The organism is Microcoleus sp. PH2017_12_PCY_D_A (genome assembly GCF_020738565.1).
In the GTDB taxonomy this organism is placed as follows: Bacteria; Cyanobacteriota; Cyanobacteriia; order Cyanobacteriales; family Microcoleaceae; genus Microcoleus.
Map to the genome: position 1 here is coordinate 19,862 of NZ_JAEQCI010000050.1, position 16,805 is coordinate 36,666.

The window sequence follows — 16,805 nt, forward strand, 5'->3', positions numbered from 1 at the left end:
CACCTAAACATACATCGGCGATCGGATTGCAGTGTGAGGGAGCGCTACAAAACTTGTGTTTAAGAGTTAAAATTATATCACGAACTGACTCGGCTGTCAACGCGAAATATGTTTTATTCTAACTTGCAATTTAACTTCTACCTTCTAGCTTTTGCCTAAAAATATAAGATTTAATTCAGCTTCTCCTGCCATCTAGTTTCTACATATAGCCTTTCTCAAATAAGTGAGGTATGCCCACGGAGGCCTGCTTGCCCTGTGCCCTAGGCCCGGCGCAGGCCTAGGCCCGGCGCAGGCCTATGAGCGCCGCACTGTTACTGAGAAAGGCTATAAGTGTGTGCCAGATGTCTCGATTAAGGGAGAGTAAAGTGAAAAGTTGAACCTTGACCCGGTTCCGACTCCACCCACATAGATCCACCGTGACCTTCCACAATCTTTTGACAAATTGCTAAACCAATACCTGTCCCAGAATATTCTCTTTGAGTGTGCAAGCGCTGGAAAATTTGAAAGATGCGTTCTTGATGCTGTGGAGCAATCCCAATCCCATTATCCGACACAGAAAACAACCAGTTTTCCTTTTGTTTGCAAGCGGTAATATGAACGGCGGGCGGTGCATCTTGGCGATATTTAATTGCATTGCCGAGTAAATTTTGAAAAAGCTGTACGAGTTGAGAAATATCTCCCATTACCGCTGGCAATTCACTGTAGGTAACAACTGCTCGATCGTTGCGGATAGCCCCTTGCAGGTTGGCAATTGCTTGCTGGACTGCATGATTGCAATCTGTCACTTCAAAGGGTTTCTGACTGCGACCAACTCGCGAATATTCGAGCAAATCGTCAATTAAAGTTTGCATTCTCGTGCAGCCCTGAACGATATTGCTGATAAACTTAATAGCTTGACTGTCGAGTTGGTCTTTGTAGCGTTTTTCTAAAAGTTGAGCGTAGCTGGCAATAGTTGCTAAAGGCGCTTGCAAGTCGTGGGAAGCCACATAAGCAAATTGTTCTAGTTCGGCATTCGACCGCGCCAATTCTTGGTTAGATTTTAAGAGGGCAGATTCAGCGCGCTGGCGGTTCGATATCTCTTGTTGGAGGAGCAAATTTTGCTCTTGCAGGGCTTTTTCAACGGCGAGGCGGTTGCTGATTTCTTGTTGCAAAATCTGGTTTTTTTCGTAAAGACTTTTTTCCACGGCTAAGCGGCTGGTAATTTCTTCTTGAAGCAGCACATTTTGTTCTTTTAGCTGCTTTTGTAAATTCCGCAGCGTCAGGTGACTTTCGATGCGGGCGAGCACTTCTTCAAACTGAAATGGCTTGCTGATGTAGTCAACTGCTCCTACAGCAAATGCGTTTACTTTGTCGAACACTTCATCTTTAGCGCTGATAAAAATTACCGGAATTTCGCGAGTCTTCGCTTCAGATTTCAGGTGCTGACAGACTTCGTAACCGTTCATTTCCGGCATCATTATGTCGAGTAAAATCAAATCTGGCGGATTAGAATTGCAGGCTCTCAGGGCCATTTGCCCGTTAATCACGCAGCGGGGTGCGTACCCCCGATGAGTCAACATCGTAGACAACAGGCGCAGATTTTCTGGCGTATCGTCTACTACTAAAATGTTTCCTAATGGCGTCTCTGGTTGCTGATTGTTCATTGATTATTTTGCGGTTTTTACAAAAGATGTTTGCAGCAGATGTTGAAGGAAGAAGTTGGGCAACGAGCAGTGTACGGGATGTAATGGATGTAACGGATTTCAGTCCGATGGAAGTTGGAAGAAGTCCGATGGAAGTCGGAAGAAGGAAGAAGGAATTTTTGGCAATGGTTGCAGTAATTAAGAACTTCCTAACCGTTTTGGGGGTTGCTATATCTTATTTTCTAATCAGAAAGAAATCAGTTATTAGTAGGAATATTGGGGAAATAGAATTAGGAATCAACTCAGAAACTGATTTTTTTATTGTTGGCGCGCAGCGTGCTGTGATTGTTCTTTTACCAATTCTTAAACCCCCAGCAATAGAGTCAGAGCATTGTTGTACCAAGTCAATCCTTTATCTAAAACCTTAAAGCCAGCTACTTTACACATAGATTCTAAAGCAGAAGCTGTAGGCAGCCACCACCAAGGGCCAAAGTTGTCGATCTCAAAAACTGCTTTTTCAATTACTCCGAGAATTGGTGTGCCGTAGGTGTACTGCTGCCAGTAAGCTGTTAAGATAGCTCGTTCTGCTTCGCCCAAAGCGGGAATGAAGATTACCCCAGAAGCTGGAATTTCGTACCGTCCCCGCTCGTTTTCTATAAGTTCTTGGGTAATTGCTGAAGTTAAGATTAAATACTGCCCTGTTATTTGACGCAAGCTCATTAAAATTTGCAAAGGGTGGGGGTGATGGTACAAAACTCCTGCACAGTGGACTACATCGTAAGGCTGGCCAATTTCTGCAAGCTGAATGTGATTTATATCTTGACTGATACAATTATAATTAGCAATATTTAAACTTGCCATGCGATCGCGAAAATCTTGCCAAATGTGTGCGGATTCGGGCGTGACATCAATCATTGTCAGAGAAACTGCACCGTATTTGCTTGCTACAGATACTTTTTCGTTGACGGTGCCCCACAAGCCGCCGACTTCTGCAAAAGTCTGATTGTTGACGACTCGGGCAATGTAGCGATCGCGAATATCGTCATTCTCCAACTCTGCTAATATAGTGCGATCGCCCGTAGAGTCATTTTTCTGCAAAATTTCCGCCAATTTCCCGGATATTGCGGCATCTTGCGGCCGAATTTCTAACGCCATCAAGTACAAGACTGTAGCTGCGTCGGGGCGATCGCTCTCGGCAAACTTTTGGGCTGTTTCGCAGTAAAATTCAGGAGCGTGCAGCGGCTGCAATTCGTGGTGATAGTAACTCGTTGCCGGATCTAAACCTGACGGCACTCTTTTGATGAGAGCATCGCCTAACTTGGCGTAAATGTTGGGGAGTTCTGGCTCAATTTGCAGCGCACAAAGGTAAGCAGAAACAGCCTCGTTCCAGTTGTGGATCTCAGTCAAAGCATCGCCTAAATTGTAATAAGACCAAGAAAAATTGGGGTTGAGTTCAATAGCGCGCTGATAAGCAGTAGCTGCTGCTTTCCACTGCTCGGTTTTTAACAGCGGTTCTCCTAAATTGTGGTAAGCCCAAGAAAAGTCTCTATTGAGTTCGATCGCCCGCTGGTAGGCGAAGATTGCTGCCAACCAATCCTGGAGTTTAGCTTTAGTTAATGCTAAATTATAATGAGACCAAAAGAATTCGGAATTAAGGGCGATCGCCCGCTGGTAAGCTGTCGCCGCTTCCGACCATTTTTCTAATTGAAAAAGCGCATCTCCCAACTTGTGACAAGAACCAGAAAAATTCGGGTCTAAGTCAACAGCGTGCTGGTATGCTGCTGCGGACTCCGACCATTTTTCTAATTTGCCGCAAGCTTCGCCGATGCTGTAGTAAGACCAAGAAAAATTTGGGTTAATTGCCACAGCCGTGCGGTACACAATAATAGCTTCTTGCCATTGTTCTAATTCGAGCAGAACGCTGCCTAAATTGTAGTAAGACCAAAAAGAATTCGGATTCAGCTCAATACTTTCGCGGTAGGCAGCTTCGGCTTCGCGCCAGAGTCCCTTGGCTTGCAAAACATTGCCTAATTTGTAATGAAAATCCGAAATATCCGGTTGAAGCTTGATAGCTTTGCGGTAGTTAACAATAGCTTCGTCCCACTGTTTTAGCGCGCTAGCAGCTTCGGCTAATTTGGTGTAAGCTTCACAACAACTAGAGTTTAAATAAATAGTGCGGTGGTAACAAACTAGAGCTTTTTGTGGCTTGTTTTGTGCCAATAAAGTATTGCCCAAATCGAGATATTCTTCGGGTATTTCTATCGGTTCCACGATCAGTGCTTGATACCAACAGTCGGCTGCTGGCTCAGCTTGACCGACTTCGGTAAATATGCGGCTCAAATTGCGGTAAAATCCTGCAAAGTCTGGTTGCAGGGCGATCGCTTTTTGGTAACAGTCGATCGCTTCTTGCCATTGTTGCAAACGGGCGCAGAGTGTGCCGAGGTTAGCAAAAGCTTCGGCAAAATCCGGTTTGTGGGCGATCGCAACTTTATACCAATACCGGGCGTCTTCTAGCTTACCCTGAGCTTGCAGCGCCTTTCCCAGGGTTTTGCAAGTCTCGGCGGAATCGGGGTGGGATGCGAGAATTTGGTGGCAAAGTGCGATCGTGCGATCGAACTTCCCTAAAGCTAAATATATTTCTGCCTGTTGTTGCAAATCAACCGCTGCTGTTTCTGAATTCACTTTAAGCGTTCCTGTTTAGTAATAATTCCCTGTGTAATTGTAAAGCAAAACCTCTCTAATATCCTCCAAATCATGCACCGACATCTGCCTGCCTGTAAATATCGAGTACCTGCACGGCATTTGTGCGATCCTCTTCGAGGGCTGCGCTAACGAACTTTAAGTTAATTTGTACGCAAGTCGAGGAAAAACCAATTTCGATTAAACTAAGATAGCAACCAGTTAAGTAAAGCCACCTAATAAAACTCAAAATACGGCTCGCGATCGAGCTTGTGGTGTATATCTTTTTCCCTCTTCCCTCTTCCTTCTTCCTTCTTCCTTCTTCCTTCTTCCTTATACTTAACAGCGAGGTAAATAATGTCAGCAGCCACACGCACACCGCAAGTCAGCGTAATTATAGCAGCATATAACGGATCTCGCTACATCGCGCAAGCAGTAGAAAGCGCCCTGTGCCAAACTTTTACAGATTTAGAAATTATCGTTGTAGACGACGGTTCGACAGACGAGACAGATCGGGTATTGCAGCCTTATTTTGACAGAATTCGCTACGTATATCAAGAAAATGCCGGAGTAGCAGCAGCCCGCAACCGAGGAATTCAGGAAGCCAAAGGAGAATTCATCGCTTTCTTAGATCAAGATGACTTCTTTTTGCCAGATAAATTAGCAGCACAAATATCCCTATTTCGCTCCTCACCATCCTTAGGAATTGTTAACAGCGGCTGGCGCATTGTCAACCAGCAAGGCGAGAAAATTTCCGATATAAAACCTTGGGAGTATTTCCCCAAATTAGACTTAGAAACTTGGATAGTACAAATGCCCGTACTTCCCAGCGCCATGATGTTTTCGCGCCAGTGGCTGGAACTTGCAGGCGGATTTAATTCAGAATTTGATTCAGTAGACGATTCAGATTTAGTCCTGCGTTTAGCAGTCTTGGGTTGCGAAGCAGCATGGCTGCATCAAGTGACAGTATCCTACCGCCAGCACGATCAAAATGTATCAATAAAAAAAGCCCTCAAACAAGCCAATCTTTTTATTACCTTAAAACAGCAATTTTTCGCCAAACCCCATTTACCGCAGCACATCCGCGAATTAGAAAATCCGGCTTTTTACGAAGCATTGACTTGGATGGCGTGGCAATTGTACTATAGTAGCTATCCAGTAGAGGCGGTTGAATTTTTCCAAAAATCTATCCAGTACAGTCCTTATCCTCTAAAACCAACAGTCACAGATTGGCAGAAGCGTCTGAGTGCGATCGCTCAAACTTATGGAGTCACAATTGACTTTAAATCATTAAGAAACTTACCCGAATGGAAACAAATAATGGCTAGCATACCTACCTCAAAAACACCGCGAGTCAGCGTAGTCATCCCCGCCTACAACTGCGAAAGCTACATTGCTAGAGCTGTGGAGAGCGCTGTAAATCAAACTTACCAAGACTGGGAAATCATCGTCGTAGACGACGGTTCTACAGACAATACAAGGCAATTTTTAGAGCCGTACCGTGATGTAATTCAGTACGTATATCAAGAAAATCAAGGAGCAGCAAAAGCTCGAAACCGCGCTTGCGAAATGGCCAAAGGCGAATTTTTAGCATTTCTGGATGCCGACGACTTTTTCCTGCCCGAAAAACTCGCCAAACAAATTGCTTGTTTTGAAGCTGACCCCACTTTAGGCATGGTACAAAACGGCTGGTTGATGGTTGATGAAACTGGAAAAGACATCTACCCAGTCATGCCTTGGGAAGACACGCCCAACTTAGATTTAGAAAGCTTTGTCCTGCACAAAAGCGTGCGTCCCAGTGCCATGATGGTGCGGCGCGAGTGGTGGGAACGTCTGGGCGGTTTTGACCATCGCTTTCCGCCAACAGAAGATTTAGATTTTGCTTTGCGTTTGGGTTTAAAAGGCTGCAAATGTGCGTGGTTGAAAGAGATATTAACCTGCTACCGCCAGCACGATAGCAATCTCATGTCCGGCGGGCAAAAAGTGATGAAAAGCATGGAAACTGTGATGGAGCAATTCTTCGCCCAACCCAATTTGCCCGATCGCATACGCCAATTACAAAATGCAGAACGTTACAAGTCTTTAGTGTGGATAGCGTGGCGGATGTACCACGACGGATATTTAACAGAGATGGTCGAGTGTTTGAGAAAATCTCTGTACTATACTCCTTATAATGGCACGGAAACAGTTTTTAAATGGTTGGAAACTTTTAGAGTTTCTTCGGAAAAATACACGAAAAACTTTGATGCTTATGCCTTAACCAATTTACAAGAATGGCAAGACATAGTAGCGGAGGCAGTCAACAATATCTATCAATTTAAATCAGCGCCTAGTTCAATTGGCCGCAAACTTGCACCGCACGTACTCCTGTACGCAGAAGACCACGGAATCGGCGGTTTGGCGCAGTTCAACCACTCGCTGCTTTGCAAATTAGCAGCCGACGGCTACCGAGTTACTAGCGTGCAAACTAAAGCTTCTAATCCTTTAATTACCGAACAGCAGCAGCTAGGTATCGAGCATATTTGGCTGGAGTTCGATACGATGAGGGAGTTTTTGCGAATTGCCTACAATTGTACGGATGCTGAAAGAATTTACGCGGAAGCTAAACCGGATTTAATTATATTTAGCGATGGCTGGCCGATGGCAAATTTTGCGGCGAAACAAGTTGCTATCAAACAGAACATACCTTATGTAATTACTCTCGGTTATATCGATCGCACTTATCAACATTTCAACCGCGGCGATCAGATTCCCTATTTCGATGCAGTGGCCTATCAGTACAATTTAGCTAAAGCGGTGATAGCTGTTTCCCACGAGAATTTAAACTTGTTTAAGAGTTTGTTTAAAATGCCTCGGGAATGGGGCAAAGTAATTTATTACGGCAGGCCGAACAATTACTTTGAACCGCCCAATCTCTCAACCCGCCAACGCCTGCGCCAAGAACAAGGCATCCCCGAAGAAGCTGTGGTTTGTTTCACGGCGGCGAGACTGACTCCAATTAAAGGATATCAGTATCAATTGCAGGCGATCGCCCAACTGAAAAATCTCCCAATTTGGCCGCAAATTTACTTTGTTTGGGCCGGCCCCGGTTCCACCACCCACGACAATATGGAACCGGAATTGAGAGCAACTGTCAGCCAATTAGGAGTCAATGAACAGGTTAAATTCATCGGCCAGCGGTGGGATATTGCCGATTGGTTGGATGCCAGCGACATCTTTATTTTATCATCCAAAGCAGAGGGAATGCCGCTAGCAGTGATGGAAGCAATGGCGAAGGGATTACCCGTAATTGCTACAGCAGTCAGCGGGATTCCCGAAGAGTTGGGAGACACTGGAAAGTTAATCGCCGATCCGACAATTGACGCGCAACAGACTGCACAAGAGTTAGCTGAAACGGTAGAACTATGGGTACAAAATCCCGAATTGCGGAGGCTTGCAGGACAAGCTTGCAAACTGCGGGCCGAAGAACTTTTTAAGGAAGAACGGATGCTGTTAGAATACGCAGAAGTTGTCGCACAAGTTCTATCTGCTAGCGGCAATCGAGATAAATTTGCGTTAGCGAAGCCCTCGAAGAGGATCGCCCCCAAAATCCAAAAGCAGATCGAAAAAGTTGACAGTATGCTCCATTACTATTATCTAGTATGGCAGGCATGGCAAGCTTGGGAGCGCGGGGATATGTCTGGGATGCTTGAGAAGTTGCAGTCAGCTTGGAAATGCACGCCATTGTTGACAAGCGAAACTATCTTGAGTTGGATAACTAATTTTGTTGCCTTATCTTCAGAGAAAGGAGGTCAACTCGATACTTGTTCGCTCATTAATTCAGAAGCTTGGCAAGAATTGATGGAATTAGTACAGGGTTTTGAAGTTGCTTTGTCTGTTCCTTAAGATTTTGTGAGTTTGGATTTCTGAAAAGCGGTTTGTAGTAAGGACTTTAGTCCTTATTAGCTAAAATATTTGAGAGAGGACTGAAGTCCTCACTACAAACCTATTGCGGTTTGTAGTAAGGACTTTAGTCCTTATTGCCTAAAATATTTGAGAGAGGACTGAAGTCCTCACTACAAACCTACTAATGTTTGTGATTGATTTCTGTTTTTCAATTTGCCACCACATACAATATGCAATTCACCTTCAAGTTCAAACCTATTAATAAGCTGCTGCCAATTTGCTTAGCGATTGTCACTGTCTTGTTAATCGCGTATTTTGGGCCGCAGCCAACGATCGCCCAAATGCGATCGAACGTCACAGTTGATTTTGGACAGCCAGCCACCGGCATCACCTCCATGAGCGGCATCTTGCACGGAATCGACCCCAGCAAGCCCCCCGATAGCTCGATTAAGCCCTTGCAGCCCAAGCTGTGGCGCGCCGGAAGACTCGATATTTACGATCGGGTAATCGCCAGCGGAGCCGAATTTCAACTATTAGTTAGCGACCTCTGGGGCTACGGCAGCAATCCCAAAGGCTGGCCCTATCAAAATTACCCCGCATGGGAAGCATTCATCCGACAATTAGCCCAGCAAAATAAGGGCAAAAAAATTATTTGGGATATCTGGAACGAACCCGATTTAGCAAATCCGTTTTGGAAGGGAAGCAGAGAACAATTCTTTGAAACTTACAAAAGGGCTTACAAAATTTTGCGGGAAGAATTGGGGCCGTCAGCGATGATTGGCGGGCCGAGCATCAGCACTTACAACAAAGAATATCTCGCGGCTTTTCTGGATTATTGCAAAGCGAACAAACTGGAAGTAAATTTTCTAGCTTGGCACGAACTCAATGATACCATAATTTTATTTGTTGACGATCACGTATTTGATGCTAAACGCAATTTTCAACAAAGTGCCTTTTACAAGGAACTGAAAATGCAAAAGATTTATGTCAACGAAATTGTCGGAGAATTAGCGCAGTATCAGCCGGGGGAAATTTTAGGTTATTTGTCTAACTTGGAGTATGCAAGAGCTGACGGTGCTTGCAGAGCTTGTTGGGATACAACAGTAGGTAAAAAAGTTAGCAATTGCTTCAATAATACGCTGAGTGGGATGGTTGTACCGAATACTTTTGAGCCGAGGGCGGCTTGGTGGACTTACAAAGCTTATGCTGATGGAGTGAATTCGCGGGTGCTGAGCCGATCGGACCACGATCGCCTTGTGGCCTTAGCTAGCAAGTCAAATCCCGAAGGTAAAGCACAGGTGCTTTTGGGTTATTTCGATCGCAATTATTCGTCAGCCACAACCGTCACCTTAAATCTTGTGAATTTGCAGCAGCTTGGGATTAAAAGCGGTCAAAAAGTTAGTCTGAAATTAGAGAAGATTCCTAACAATCTCGAAGGCGCTGTGCAAAAGATGGTTGCGGTTAAAGAAGAAAGTGTTTCGGTTGTTGGTAATAACTTGACTTATGTTGTTCCTAATGTCAATGTACATGAAGGTTATTTGCTGACTATCAAGCCCTAGATCCCCCCTAGCCCCCCTTAAAAAGGGGGGGACAAGAGTCTTCTCAAAGTCCCCCTTCTTAAGGGGGATTTAGGGGGATCTGGTCTCGGCAAAAAGCGAGATTTCTCAAGTACCTACAAATACATAGGGTTTAGCTGGGATTTATCAAAGATTGTTGCACGGATTTCAGCCATTCTCTGACTGTTTGATTTTTCGATTGTGGGTCGTAGTAACAGCCTAATTCATCGAGGATGAATGTTTCTAAATCTGGTTCTGAAATCGACATTTCTAGCACTTGACCAAGTTCTTGCGATGCAGCTTCAATACTTTCGGGCGGTTCGCTGTTCAGGTAATTGTTGACTACATCGCTGGGAGTGTCAGCTTCTAGCGGCCAGTCTTGGTGAAAGTAGGAACTGAAAAATTGGGTTAAATGAGGAAATTGATTTATCATTGGGGATAAGCTGTGAGAATAAAGTATCCGGGAGGTAATTTGTTGCTGCGCTGGAGGACGATTTTCAGGCGAGAGACTGGAGTTGCTTTGGATGAGCGGCGGCGCAGGCTAATGCCAATGATTTTGTTGGCGTTGTAGTCGATCGTATAACGATTGCCTCCTTTTTTCACCCAGGAGTCGATCGCACTTTTCTTTTTGTACATTGCTTCCGCAATCGCCACTTCTGCGACGGAACGGTTAGCAAAGGAAGATGCAGCAGCAATTCCCATTTCTCGTCCGAGTCGCTGTGCTAATTCTCCTTCTGTTTTACCAACGTGTCTCTCTAAAGTGTGTCCTCCTGCTGCTTCGTGAACATCCAATCCGCCGCCCGGTATCTTAGGGACAAAGGCTGTGGTGGTTTGTGGTATATTTGAGATTTCCCCTGCAAAAACAGCGCCACCAACAGCGGATATTGTCGAGTGCAATAAGATTGTGATTGAGGCGATCGCGCAGATTATACCTAAAAATCTTTTTAGGCGATCGAGTTGAGTTTTCATTGTGTTTTTTTATGTTCAGTATAGTTGTCTACTGTTTTTTTCTGTTTCCTAGTTTAGCATTAGTCATAGTCTTGGACGCACTGGTGACTAGAAACCGGGTTTTTTCACAATAATTATTCGAGATAACCCACAAATTAGGTAAAAAACCCGGTTTCTTTGAGGTTGATGCGTCCGGAACTGAGTGAGTTAGGAATTGCACGCAGCATTTAAATGTGCGATGCACAGTCCGCACCCTACATTGTATTTAGAATAGGATTTTTTTAGGGTTTACAAAGCTTCACTGAATCTGAGAAATTATTAATAATTATTTGAAAAAATCCCAGATAATTGATGATAGATTAATTGATGAGCTTTCAAAAGGTGAAAAAATGCAAGTAGTCATCCTGGCGGGCGGTCTTGGTACTCGTCTGAGAGAAGAAACAGAATTTCGCCCCAAGCCTTTAGTTGATGTCGGCGGGCGCCCGATTATTTGGCACATCATGAAAATATATGCCCACTACGGCTTCCAAAACTTCATTGTGTGCTTGGGCTATCGCGGCAACATGATTAAAGAATATTTCCTGAATTATGAAGCCATGAACAATGACTTTACGATCTGTCTGGGACGGAAAAATAGCATCACTTATCAGCAGGAACATCGCGAACAAGATTTTCAGGTAACGCTGGCTGACACTGGCGCAGAAAGCTTGACTGGAGGGCGGGTAAAACGGATCGAAAAATATATCGATGACGAAAATTTCATGGTGACTTATGGTGATGGAGTTGCTGATGTCAATATTGAGAAATTGATGGAGTTTCACAAGTCTCACGGTAAGCTGGCAACTGTTACTACTTTTCGGCCGATTTCGCGTTTTGGCATTTTGGATGTTGATAGTGAAGGTCAAGTACGAGAATTTGCTGAAAAACCTCAGATAGACGGCTGGATTAGTGTTGGATATATTATATTTAACCGCCGGGTATTTGAGTATTTGGGTGGGGATGATTGTGTTTTAGAACAGGAACCGATGCAGCGTTTGGCAGCAGATGGACAGTTGATGGCTTACCGCCATGAAGGCTTCTTTTATGCGATGGATACTTTTCGGGAATATAAGTATTTAAACGAGCTTTGGGATGAAGGGAAGGCTCCTTGGAAAGTTTGGGAATAAGTTGGTTTTGGGGCGGGCAAGATGCCCGTCCCACAATCATTATCATAAAAAATAACAACTATAGCGATTCTCAAAAAGATCAGGTATGTTGTTGGGATGCGAGCCCTATACGTCTAAGCGGTTATACAAGCCACCAGTCATACCTCATCTTTCTGAGAAAGGCTATATAACATCGCTCCGAAATATGAGGTATGAATGTAAATGGATTTTTTGATGCGACCTCGCTGACTATATAATAAATATAAGAGGGCTAAAGCCCAACAACGTACCTCACTTTTGCAACTCGCTGACTATATAATAAATATTAAGAGGGCTAAAGCCCAACAACGTACCTCACTTTTTTGAGAACCGCTATATAAAACTAATTATAAAAGATGAATTTTCAAGATATTCTTGACAGCGCAGAAAGTTACCTGAAAGAGTGCGTTGCACCCCGCGCGAAAATTATCGACAGTGACTCGGAAGCGCTGAAAACAGCACTTTTAGGGTTGGAAAGTCGATCGCTCTTGGCGCTGCGAATTCCCCAAAAATGGGGCGGTGCGGACATTCCACCGCAGATTTTTTACGAATATCAGGAATTGACGGCGCGATATTCTGGGGCTTTGTCTTTCCTGCAAACTCAGCACCACAGCGCAAGTGCGATGATTGCTAGCAGCGACAATGAAATGCTCAAAGGCAGATACTTGCGCGCGATCGCCCAAAAAGAGTTACGCTTGGGTGTTGGGTTTTCGCATTTGAGGCGATCCTCTTCGAGGGCTTCGCTAACGGGAAATCCGGCAGTCACCGCAACTCCGGTAAAAGATGGCTATTTACTGTCGGGGAATGTTCCTTGGATTACTGGTTTTGGCTTGTTTGAAAAGTTTATTGTGGCTGCGGTACTTCCAGACAATCGCGCGGTTTTTGGTTTGCTGCCTTTTGCTAATATTGAACGGGAATCTGGTAAAATAGCTGTCAGCGAAATTATGCAGTTAATCGCCATGAATTCGACTAATACTGTGACAGCAACTCTTGATAATTGGTTGTTGCAGGAATCGGAAATAATTTCGGTTAAAGCTGTCGGTTGGATTGCGGAAAATGACAGCAAAAATATCCTGAATTTTGTGCCGGTTACTTTTGGCTGTATTCGCGCGGGATTGGATGTAATTGCAGCGGCGGCGATAGTTAAAGATTCGCCTGTAATAGCGGCGGCTTGCACAAAATTGGAGGTGAAGCTCGATCGGCTAAAACAGCATTTCTCACAATCTCAACATAGCTCAAAAGCCGAACAATTAGCGCTCCGAGCGGAAGCTATTGATTTGGCGGTGCGGTGCGGGCACGCTGCGGTGGTGGTTTCTAGCGGTGCCGCTAACGGTACGCTGCACCCGGCTGGGAGAGTTTATCGTGAGGCTTTGGTGTATACTGTTTCCGGGCAAACTAAGGATGTGATGGTCGCTACGCTCGATCGCATTGTCGATTTTTAGGGTGCGTCGGTTAGAAGGATTTTCGATTAGAGCGATCGACTAATGGCTGATATTCAATCAGGCTATACCGGAATTATTAAACCGCAGAGGGCGCAGAGGACACAGAGAGAGAATAGAGAGATTATAATGCAGGACGATGCTACCGGATTTGATATGACGCACCGTACCATTAAAATAATGTGAGTTTTTGTGGCGATGACAAATAACTTCAAATCAAACAATTTAAAAACGATCGCCTACCGCGACATTATAGACTTAACCCATGCAATTCATCCAAACATTCCCATCTGGCCCGGCGATCCAGCGCCGGAATTTGAAACTGTATCTGAAATAGACAAAAACGGCTATTTCCTGAGAAAATTTTCCATGGGAGAACACAGCGGCACTCACATCAACGCACCCAACAGCTTCGATCCAGCAGGCGCGAGTGTTGATAGTTATGCGCCGCAGTCGCTAGTTTTGCCGGGAATTGCGATCGACCTTCGCGAACAATGTCTTGCCAATCCCGACTACACTTTAACGATAGATGATATATTAAATTGGGAACGCCAGCACAAATTTATTGCACCGGGAAGTCTAGTTCTATTATATACTGGATGGCAAGTCAAATGGAATGATGGGCGAACATTTTTCAATCCTGACGAAGACCGAGTTTGTCACTTTCCGGGATTTGGTCTAGCTGCGACTCAATTTTTGTTAGAAGAGCGATCGATTGCGGGAATTGGTATTGACACTCACGGAGTCGATCCGGGACAAGATGAAAGTTTTGCTGTCAACAAAATGGTATTGCAAAACCAGGGAATTGTGCTGGAAAATCTGGCAAATCTCCACTTGTTACCTGCGGCAGACTTCACTTTGGCGATCGGAATATTACGCCTTTTGGGAGGTTCAGGTTCGCCTGTGTCGGTGTTAGCTTTTGTGGCTTAAGCTGTGGCATCTTTGAATTGGATATTTCGGGCGGACTGGGAGCAGCGCCCCACAAGAGTTGGATTATTTATTAACACAAAATTTTTCTGCTGATTAGCTTAATGCGGTAAAATTGGATTGAGAGAAGTCGAGTAAAAATAATAAGATTAATGACAGAACTGCCAAAGGATCTCAATGATGCGATCGCCCAATCGCGCACAGCCACCGCCGCAGCCCTCTCGGATGGCAAGAATCTCCTGCAAGTCGAATTAGTCTTTCCCGAAATTGCCCTGCAAGCACAGTCTATAACGCAACAATTCTTACCAGAATTTGAGGAAAGCCACTCCGGGGTGAAAGTCTTTTTTCCCGATGCTGGTGCAGCCGCCCTCGCCCGCCGCGATTGGGGAGAAGTACCTTTTAAAATAAGTGATTTGGGCAGCAGCCGCACTCCTGTTGAAGATAATATAGCACCGGAAGATGAACTGTTTTTGGTCGTGAATCCGGCGGCGGTAGAGGTGTCGCAAGTCGAAAAACTTTATATAGCTGCGGCGGGCCGCCCTGTGATCTTGCTCAACCCGCGCCTGGAAGATGTTGCTACTATAGGTATAGGTTATGCAGGCCGTCAGTTGCGCGATCGATTCCTGAGCAAAATCGAATCCTGCTACTACATCAGACCCCTAGATAAGGCGGCTTTATTCCGCTGCTATCCGCAACCGTGGCAAGTCTGGCTGGAAATAAATGACGAATACGAATTAATTTCGGAAACTGCTCAAAAACCTGTGGGAGACGATTTAGAACGGATTTTAGCGAAGGCTATGGGAGTCGCCGATCCTGATTCGACTGCACCGGCAAAACCGCTAAAAAAGAAAGGTTTTTTAGCAGAAATGCAGACTTTCCTCAAGGCTTTGACTCAGTAATATTGTAGAGTGCGTTAGCTAGAGTTATTTTCGATTTGCTCGATCGACTCATCGCTGCCGCACCCTACACCGTGAAATCATTGTTGAGTCAATCTAAAATCGACTGATACCAATTTAATGGGTCGTTGCACATATCCGGATCCCCCTCGCATCCCCCTTAAGAAGGGGGACTTTGAGTAACTCTTGTCCCCCCCTTATTAAGGGGGGTTAGGGGGGATCAGATTCTATGCCGCTTCACAGAAAAATGGTATGACTCGGTAGTAGCAATTGCCAAAGCACAATTAACAGCGGTTATCAATTCTCCCAAAGACTCGCAGGAGAGGGCACTGCCGTGTCTTTAGGGTATCTTTGTACTTCAGTTGTACCGAAAGCTGGGATAACTTCTCATTATGGCGATCGGTAACTACGCAAACAAAATTGGAAAATTTTACCAAATCTTTATAAAAGTAGTATAATGGGTGACACCCCTCCTCAGCAAAAGATCGGAGGAAATAGCAGCTAAATCAGATGCTATAAGCTAGTAATTAAGGTTTCGAGTCACGAAAGCGGATAAACACAGTGGAGCACCGGCGCATTGTTATTGGGGACGTACACGGGCATTACGACGGGTTAATGCTTTTGCTAGAGGCACTGGCCCCGAGCTCGGACGATCGCGTATATTTTTTGGGAGATTTAATCGATCGCGGGCCGAAAAGCGCTCAGGTATTAGATTTTGTGCAGCAAAGCCCCTATCAAACGCTGCTGGGAAACCACGAACAACTGATGTTAGATGCTTTGTCGGGGCCGTCAGTGGATATGCGGGCGTGGCAATCTTGGCTGTACAGCGGTGGGGATGCGACTGTCGCTAGTTACAAAGAGACAGGGATGATGCCGTACAAACACTTAGATTGGCTGCGATCGCTCCCAACGCATTTAGACTTAGGGGATATTTGGCTGGTGCACGCGGGTGTCCATCCGACTATGCCAATTCACAAACAGTCGATCGAACAATTGTGCTGGATTCGCAAGGAATTTCACGCCATACCGAAACCGTATTTTCCCGATAAATTAATTATTACCGGTCACACGATCACGTTTACCTTTGAGGGGGTGAGGCCTGGTGAATTAGTCAGGGGCCAAGGGTGGCTGGATATTGACACGGGCGCTTATCATCCAAAAAGTGGCTGGCTGACAGGATTTGACCTCAGTTATCGCAGAGTTTATCAGGTAAATGTGTTTAACAATCAAGTGCGAATTTTGCCGTTTGATGAAGTTGTCAGACAATTGAAGCCGCAGATTCCTTCTCCAAAAGCTCAGTTGAAACCTCAGTTGAGCTCAGTTGTTCAACAAGAAGCTTAAATCTAATAGGACTTACGCACGGGGACTCAGAAACCGGGTTTTTTTACGAAAATCCTCTCTCCTCGTCACAGATTAGGTAAAAAACCCGGTTTCTTTGGTACTGATGCGTCCAGGACTGACTAAATGAAGTGCTTGGAAAAGCTTGACAATCTCTTCTTGAGTCTCTATTGTTTGTAGTAGTGGAAAGCAAGGGTTTTTCACGCGGAACTTTGAAAATTGAATAGATTTTGCGGTAGTGCCCTGAAGGAAAGGATCGGAGTAAGCTATAATTAGAGAAGTGTTTCCCATAGCGTGATATGACATTAGAAATTAGTTGCCCTAATTGTTG

13 protein-coding genes are annotated in these 16,805 nt (G+C 44.9%); 8 read left to right on the top strand and 5 right to left on the bottom strand.

Features of this window, described 5'->3' with window-relative positions; all coding sequences use genetic code 11:
- Window positions 1-350 precede the first annotated feature (350 nt).
- Window positions 351-1,643, bottom strand: coding sequence for an ATP-binding protein (locus JGK39_RS16165; protein ID WP_293254813.1), 1,293 nt, complete (start codon window positions 1,641-1,643; stop codon window positions 351-353).
- 26 nt (window positions 1,644-1,669) lie between these two features.
- Here JGK39_RS16165 and JGK39_RS16170 point away from each other — a divergent pair, with 26 nt between their 5' ends.
- Window positions 1,670-2,050: a hypothetical protein gene (locus tag JGK39_RS16170; protein WP_293302639.1), complete on the top strand. Its 381-nt coding sequence runs from the start codon at window positions 1,670-1,672 to the stop codon at window positions 2,048-2,050.
- Here the strand turns inward: JGK39_RS16170 and JGK39_RS16175 are convergent.
- Together JGK39_RS16175 and JGK39_RS16180 are read right to left on the bottom strand one after the other, a co-directional pair.
- A complete protein-coding gene (locus JGK39_RS16175) occupies window positions 1,986-4,304 on the bottom strand; it encodes a tetratricopeptide repeat protein (RefSeq protein WP_293254819.1) in 2,319 nt (772 codons plus the stop codon). The genes JGK39_RS16170 and JGK39_RS16175 overlap by 65 nt on opposite strands.
- Before the next feature lie 70 nt (window positions 4,305-4,374).
- Window positions 4,375-4,674, bottom strand: a complete 300-nt coding sequence (locus tag JGK39_RS16180; protein ID WP_293254822.1) for a hypothetical protein — start codon at window positions 4,672-4,674, stop codon at window positions 4,375-4,377.
- On the opposite strand from JGK39_RS16180, the gene JGK39_RS16185 reads away from it, so the two are divergent.
- Both JGK39_RS16185 and JGK39_RS16190 read left to right on the top strand, forming a co-directional pair.
- Entirely contained in the window at window positions 4,659-8,186 is a 3,528-nt protein-coding gene (locus tag JGK39_RS16185; RefSeq protein ID WP_293254825.1) for a glycosyltransferase, read from the top strand. The two genes, JGK39_RS16180 and JGK39_RS16185, sit on opposite strands and share 16 nt — an antisense overlap.
- 230 nt (window positions 8,187-8,416) lie before the next feature.
- Window positions 8,417-9,745: a beta-xylosidase gene (locus JGK39_RS16190; RefSeq protein WP_293254827.1), complete on the top strand. Its 1,329-nt coding sequence runs from the start codon at window positions 8,417-8,419 to the stop codon at window positions 9,743-9,745.
- Between the two features lie 130 nt (window positions 9,746-9,875).
- Here the strand turns inward: JGK39_RS16190 and JGK39_RS16195 are convergent, their stop codons facing one another.
- Both JGK39_RS16195 and JGK39_RS16200 read right to left on the bottom strand, forming a co-directional pair.
- Complete coding sequence (locus tag JGK39_RS16195; protein ID WP_293254830.1) at window positions 9,876-10,175, bottom strand: contact-dependent growth inhibition system immunity protein; 300 nt, start codon at window positions 10,173-10,175, stop codon at window positions 9,876-9,878.
- The gene (locus tag JGK39_RS16200; RefSeq protein ID WP_293254833.1) at window positions 10,172-10,711 is read right to left on the bottom strand and encodes an RNase A-like domain-containing protein; all 540 of its coding nucleotides are present in this window, start codon (window positions 10,709-10,711) and stop codon (window positions 10,172-10,174) included. The genes JGK39_RS16195 and JGK39_RS16200 overlap by 4 nt, the downstream gene beginning before the upstream one ends.
- Before the next feature lie 368 nt (window positions 10,712-11,079).
- On the opposite strand from JGK39_RS16200, the gene rfbF reads away from it, so the two are divergent.
- The 5 genes from rfbF (at window position 11,080) to JGK39_RS16225 (ending at window position 16,477) form a co-directional block, all read left to right on the top strand.
- On the top strand, window positions 11,080-11,856 hold the full coding sequence (rfbF, locus tag JGK39_RS16205) for a glucose-1-phosphate cytidylyltransferase (RefSeq protein ID WP_293254836.1): 777 nt from the start codon (window positions 11,080-11,082) through the stop codon (window positions 11,854-11,856).
- Window positions 11,857-12,230: 374 nt separating this feature from the next.
- Window positions 12,231-13,316, top strand: coding sequence for an acyl-CoA dehydrogenase family protein (locus tag JGK39_RS16210; RefSeq protein WP_293254839.1), 1,086 nt, complete (start codon window positions 12,231-12,233; stop codon window positions 13,314-13,316).
- A 195-nt stretch (window positions 13,317-13,511) separates the two neighbouring features.
- On the top strand, window positions 13,512-14,243 hold the full coding sequence (locus JGK39_RS16215) for a cyclase family protein (RefSeq protein WP_293254842.1): 732 nt from the start codon (window positions 13,512-13,514) through the stop codon (window positions 14,241-14,243).
- 149 nt (window positions 14,244-14,392) lie between these two features.
- Window positions 14,393-15,139 carry a DUF1995 family protein gene (locus tag JGK39_RS16220; protein WP_293254845.1) on the top strand — a complete coding sequence of 249 codons (747 nt, stop codon included), beginning with the start codon at window positions 14,393-14,395 and terminating at the stop codon, window positions 15,137-15,139.
- Between the two features lie 558 nt (window positions 15,140-15,697).
- A complete protein-coding gene (locus JGK39_RS16225) occupies window positions 15,698-16,477 on the top strand; it encodes a metallophosphoesterase family protein (RefSeq protein ID WP_293254848.1) in 780 nt (259 codons plus the stop codon).
- The last annotated feature ends 328 nt before the right edge of the window (window positions 16,478-16,805 follow it).

Excerpts from the sequence above, each read along its gene's own strand:
- rfbF (WP_293254836.1), top strand. The coding sequence starts at position 11,080 with ATGCAAGTAGTCATCCTGGCGGGCGGTCTTGGTACTCGTCTGAGAGAA.
- JGK39_RS16185 (WP_293254825.1), top strand. The coding sequence starts at position 4,659 with ATGTCAGCAGCCACACGCACACCGCAAGTCAGCGTAATTATAGCAGCA.
- JGK39_RS16210 (WP_293254839.1), top strand. The coding sequence starts at position 12,231 with ATGAATTTTCAAGATATTCTTGACAGCGCAGAAAGTTACCTGAAAGAG.
- JGK39_RS16195 (WP_293254830.1), bottom strand. The coding sequence starts at position 10,175 with ATGATAAATCAATTTCCTCATTTAACCCAATTTTTCAGTTCCTACTTT.
- JGK39_RS16190 (WP_293254827.1), top strand. The coding sequence starts at position 8,417 with ATGCAATTCACCTTCAAGTTCAAACCTATTAATAAGCTGCTGCCAATT.
- JGK39_RS16215 (WP_293254842.1), top strand. The coding sequence starts at position 13,512 with ATGACAAATAACTTCAAATCAAACAATTTAAAAACGATCGCCTACCGC.
- JGK39_RS16200 (WP_293254833.1), bottom strand. The coding sequence starts at position 10,711 with ATGAAAACTCAACTCGATCGCCTAAAAAGATTTTTAGGTATAATCTGC.
- JGK39_RS16170 (WP_293302639.1), top strand. The coding sequence starts at position 1,670 with ATGTTTGCAGCAGATGTTGAAGGAAGAAGTTGGGCAACGAGCAGTGTA.
- JGK39_RS16165 (WP_293254813.1), bottom strand. The coding sequence starts at position 1,643 with ATGAACAATCAGCAACCAGAGACGCCATTAGGAAACATTTTAGTAGTA.
- JGK39_RS16220 (WP_293254845.1), top strand. The coding sequence starts at position 14,393 with ATGACAGAACTGCCAAAGGATCTCAATGATGCGATCGCCCAATCGCGC.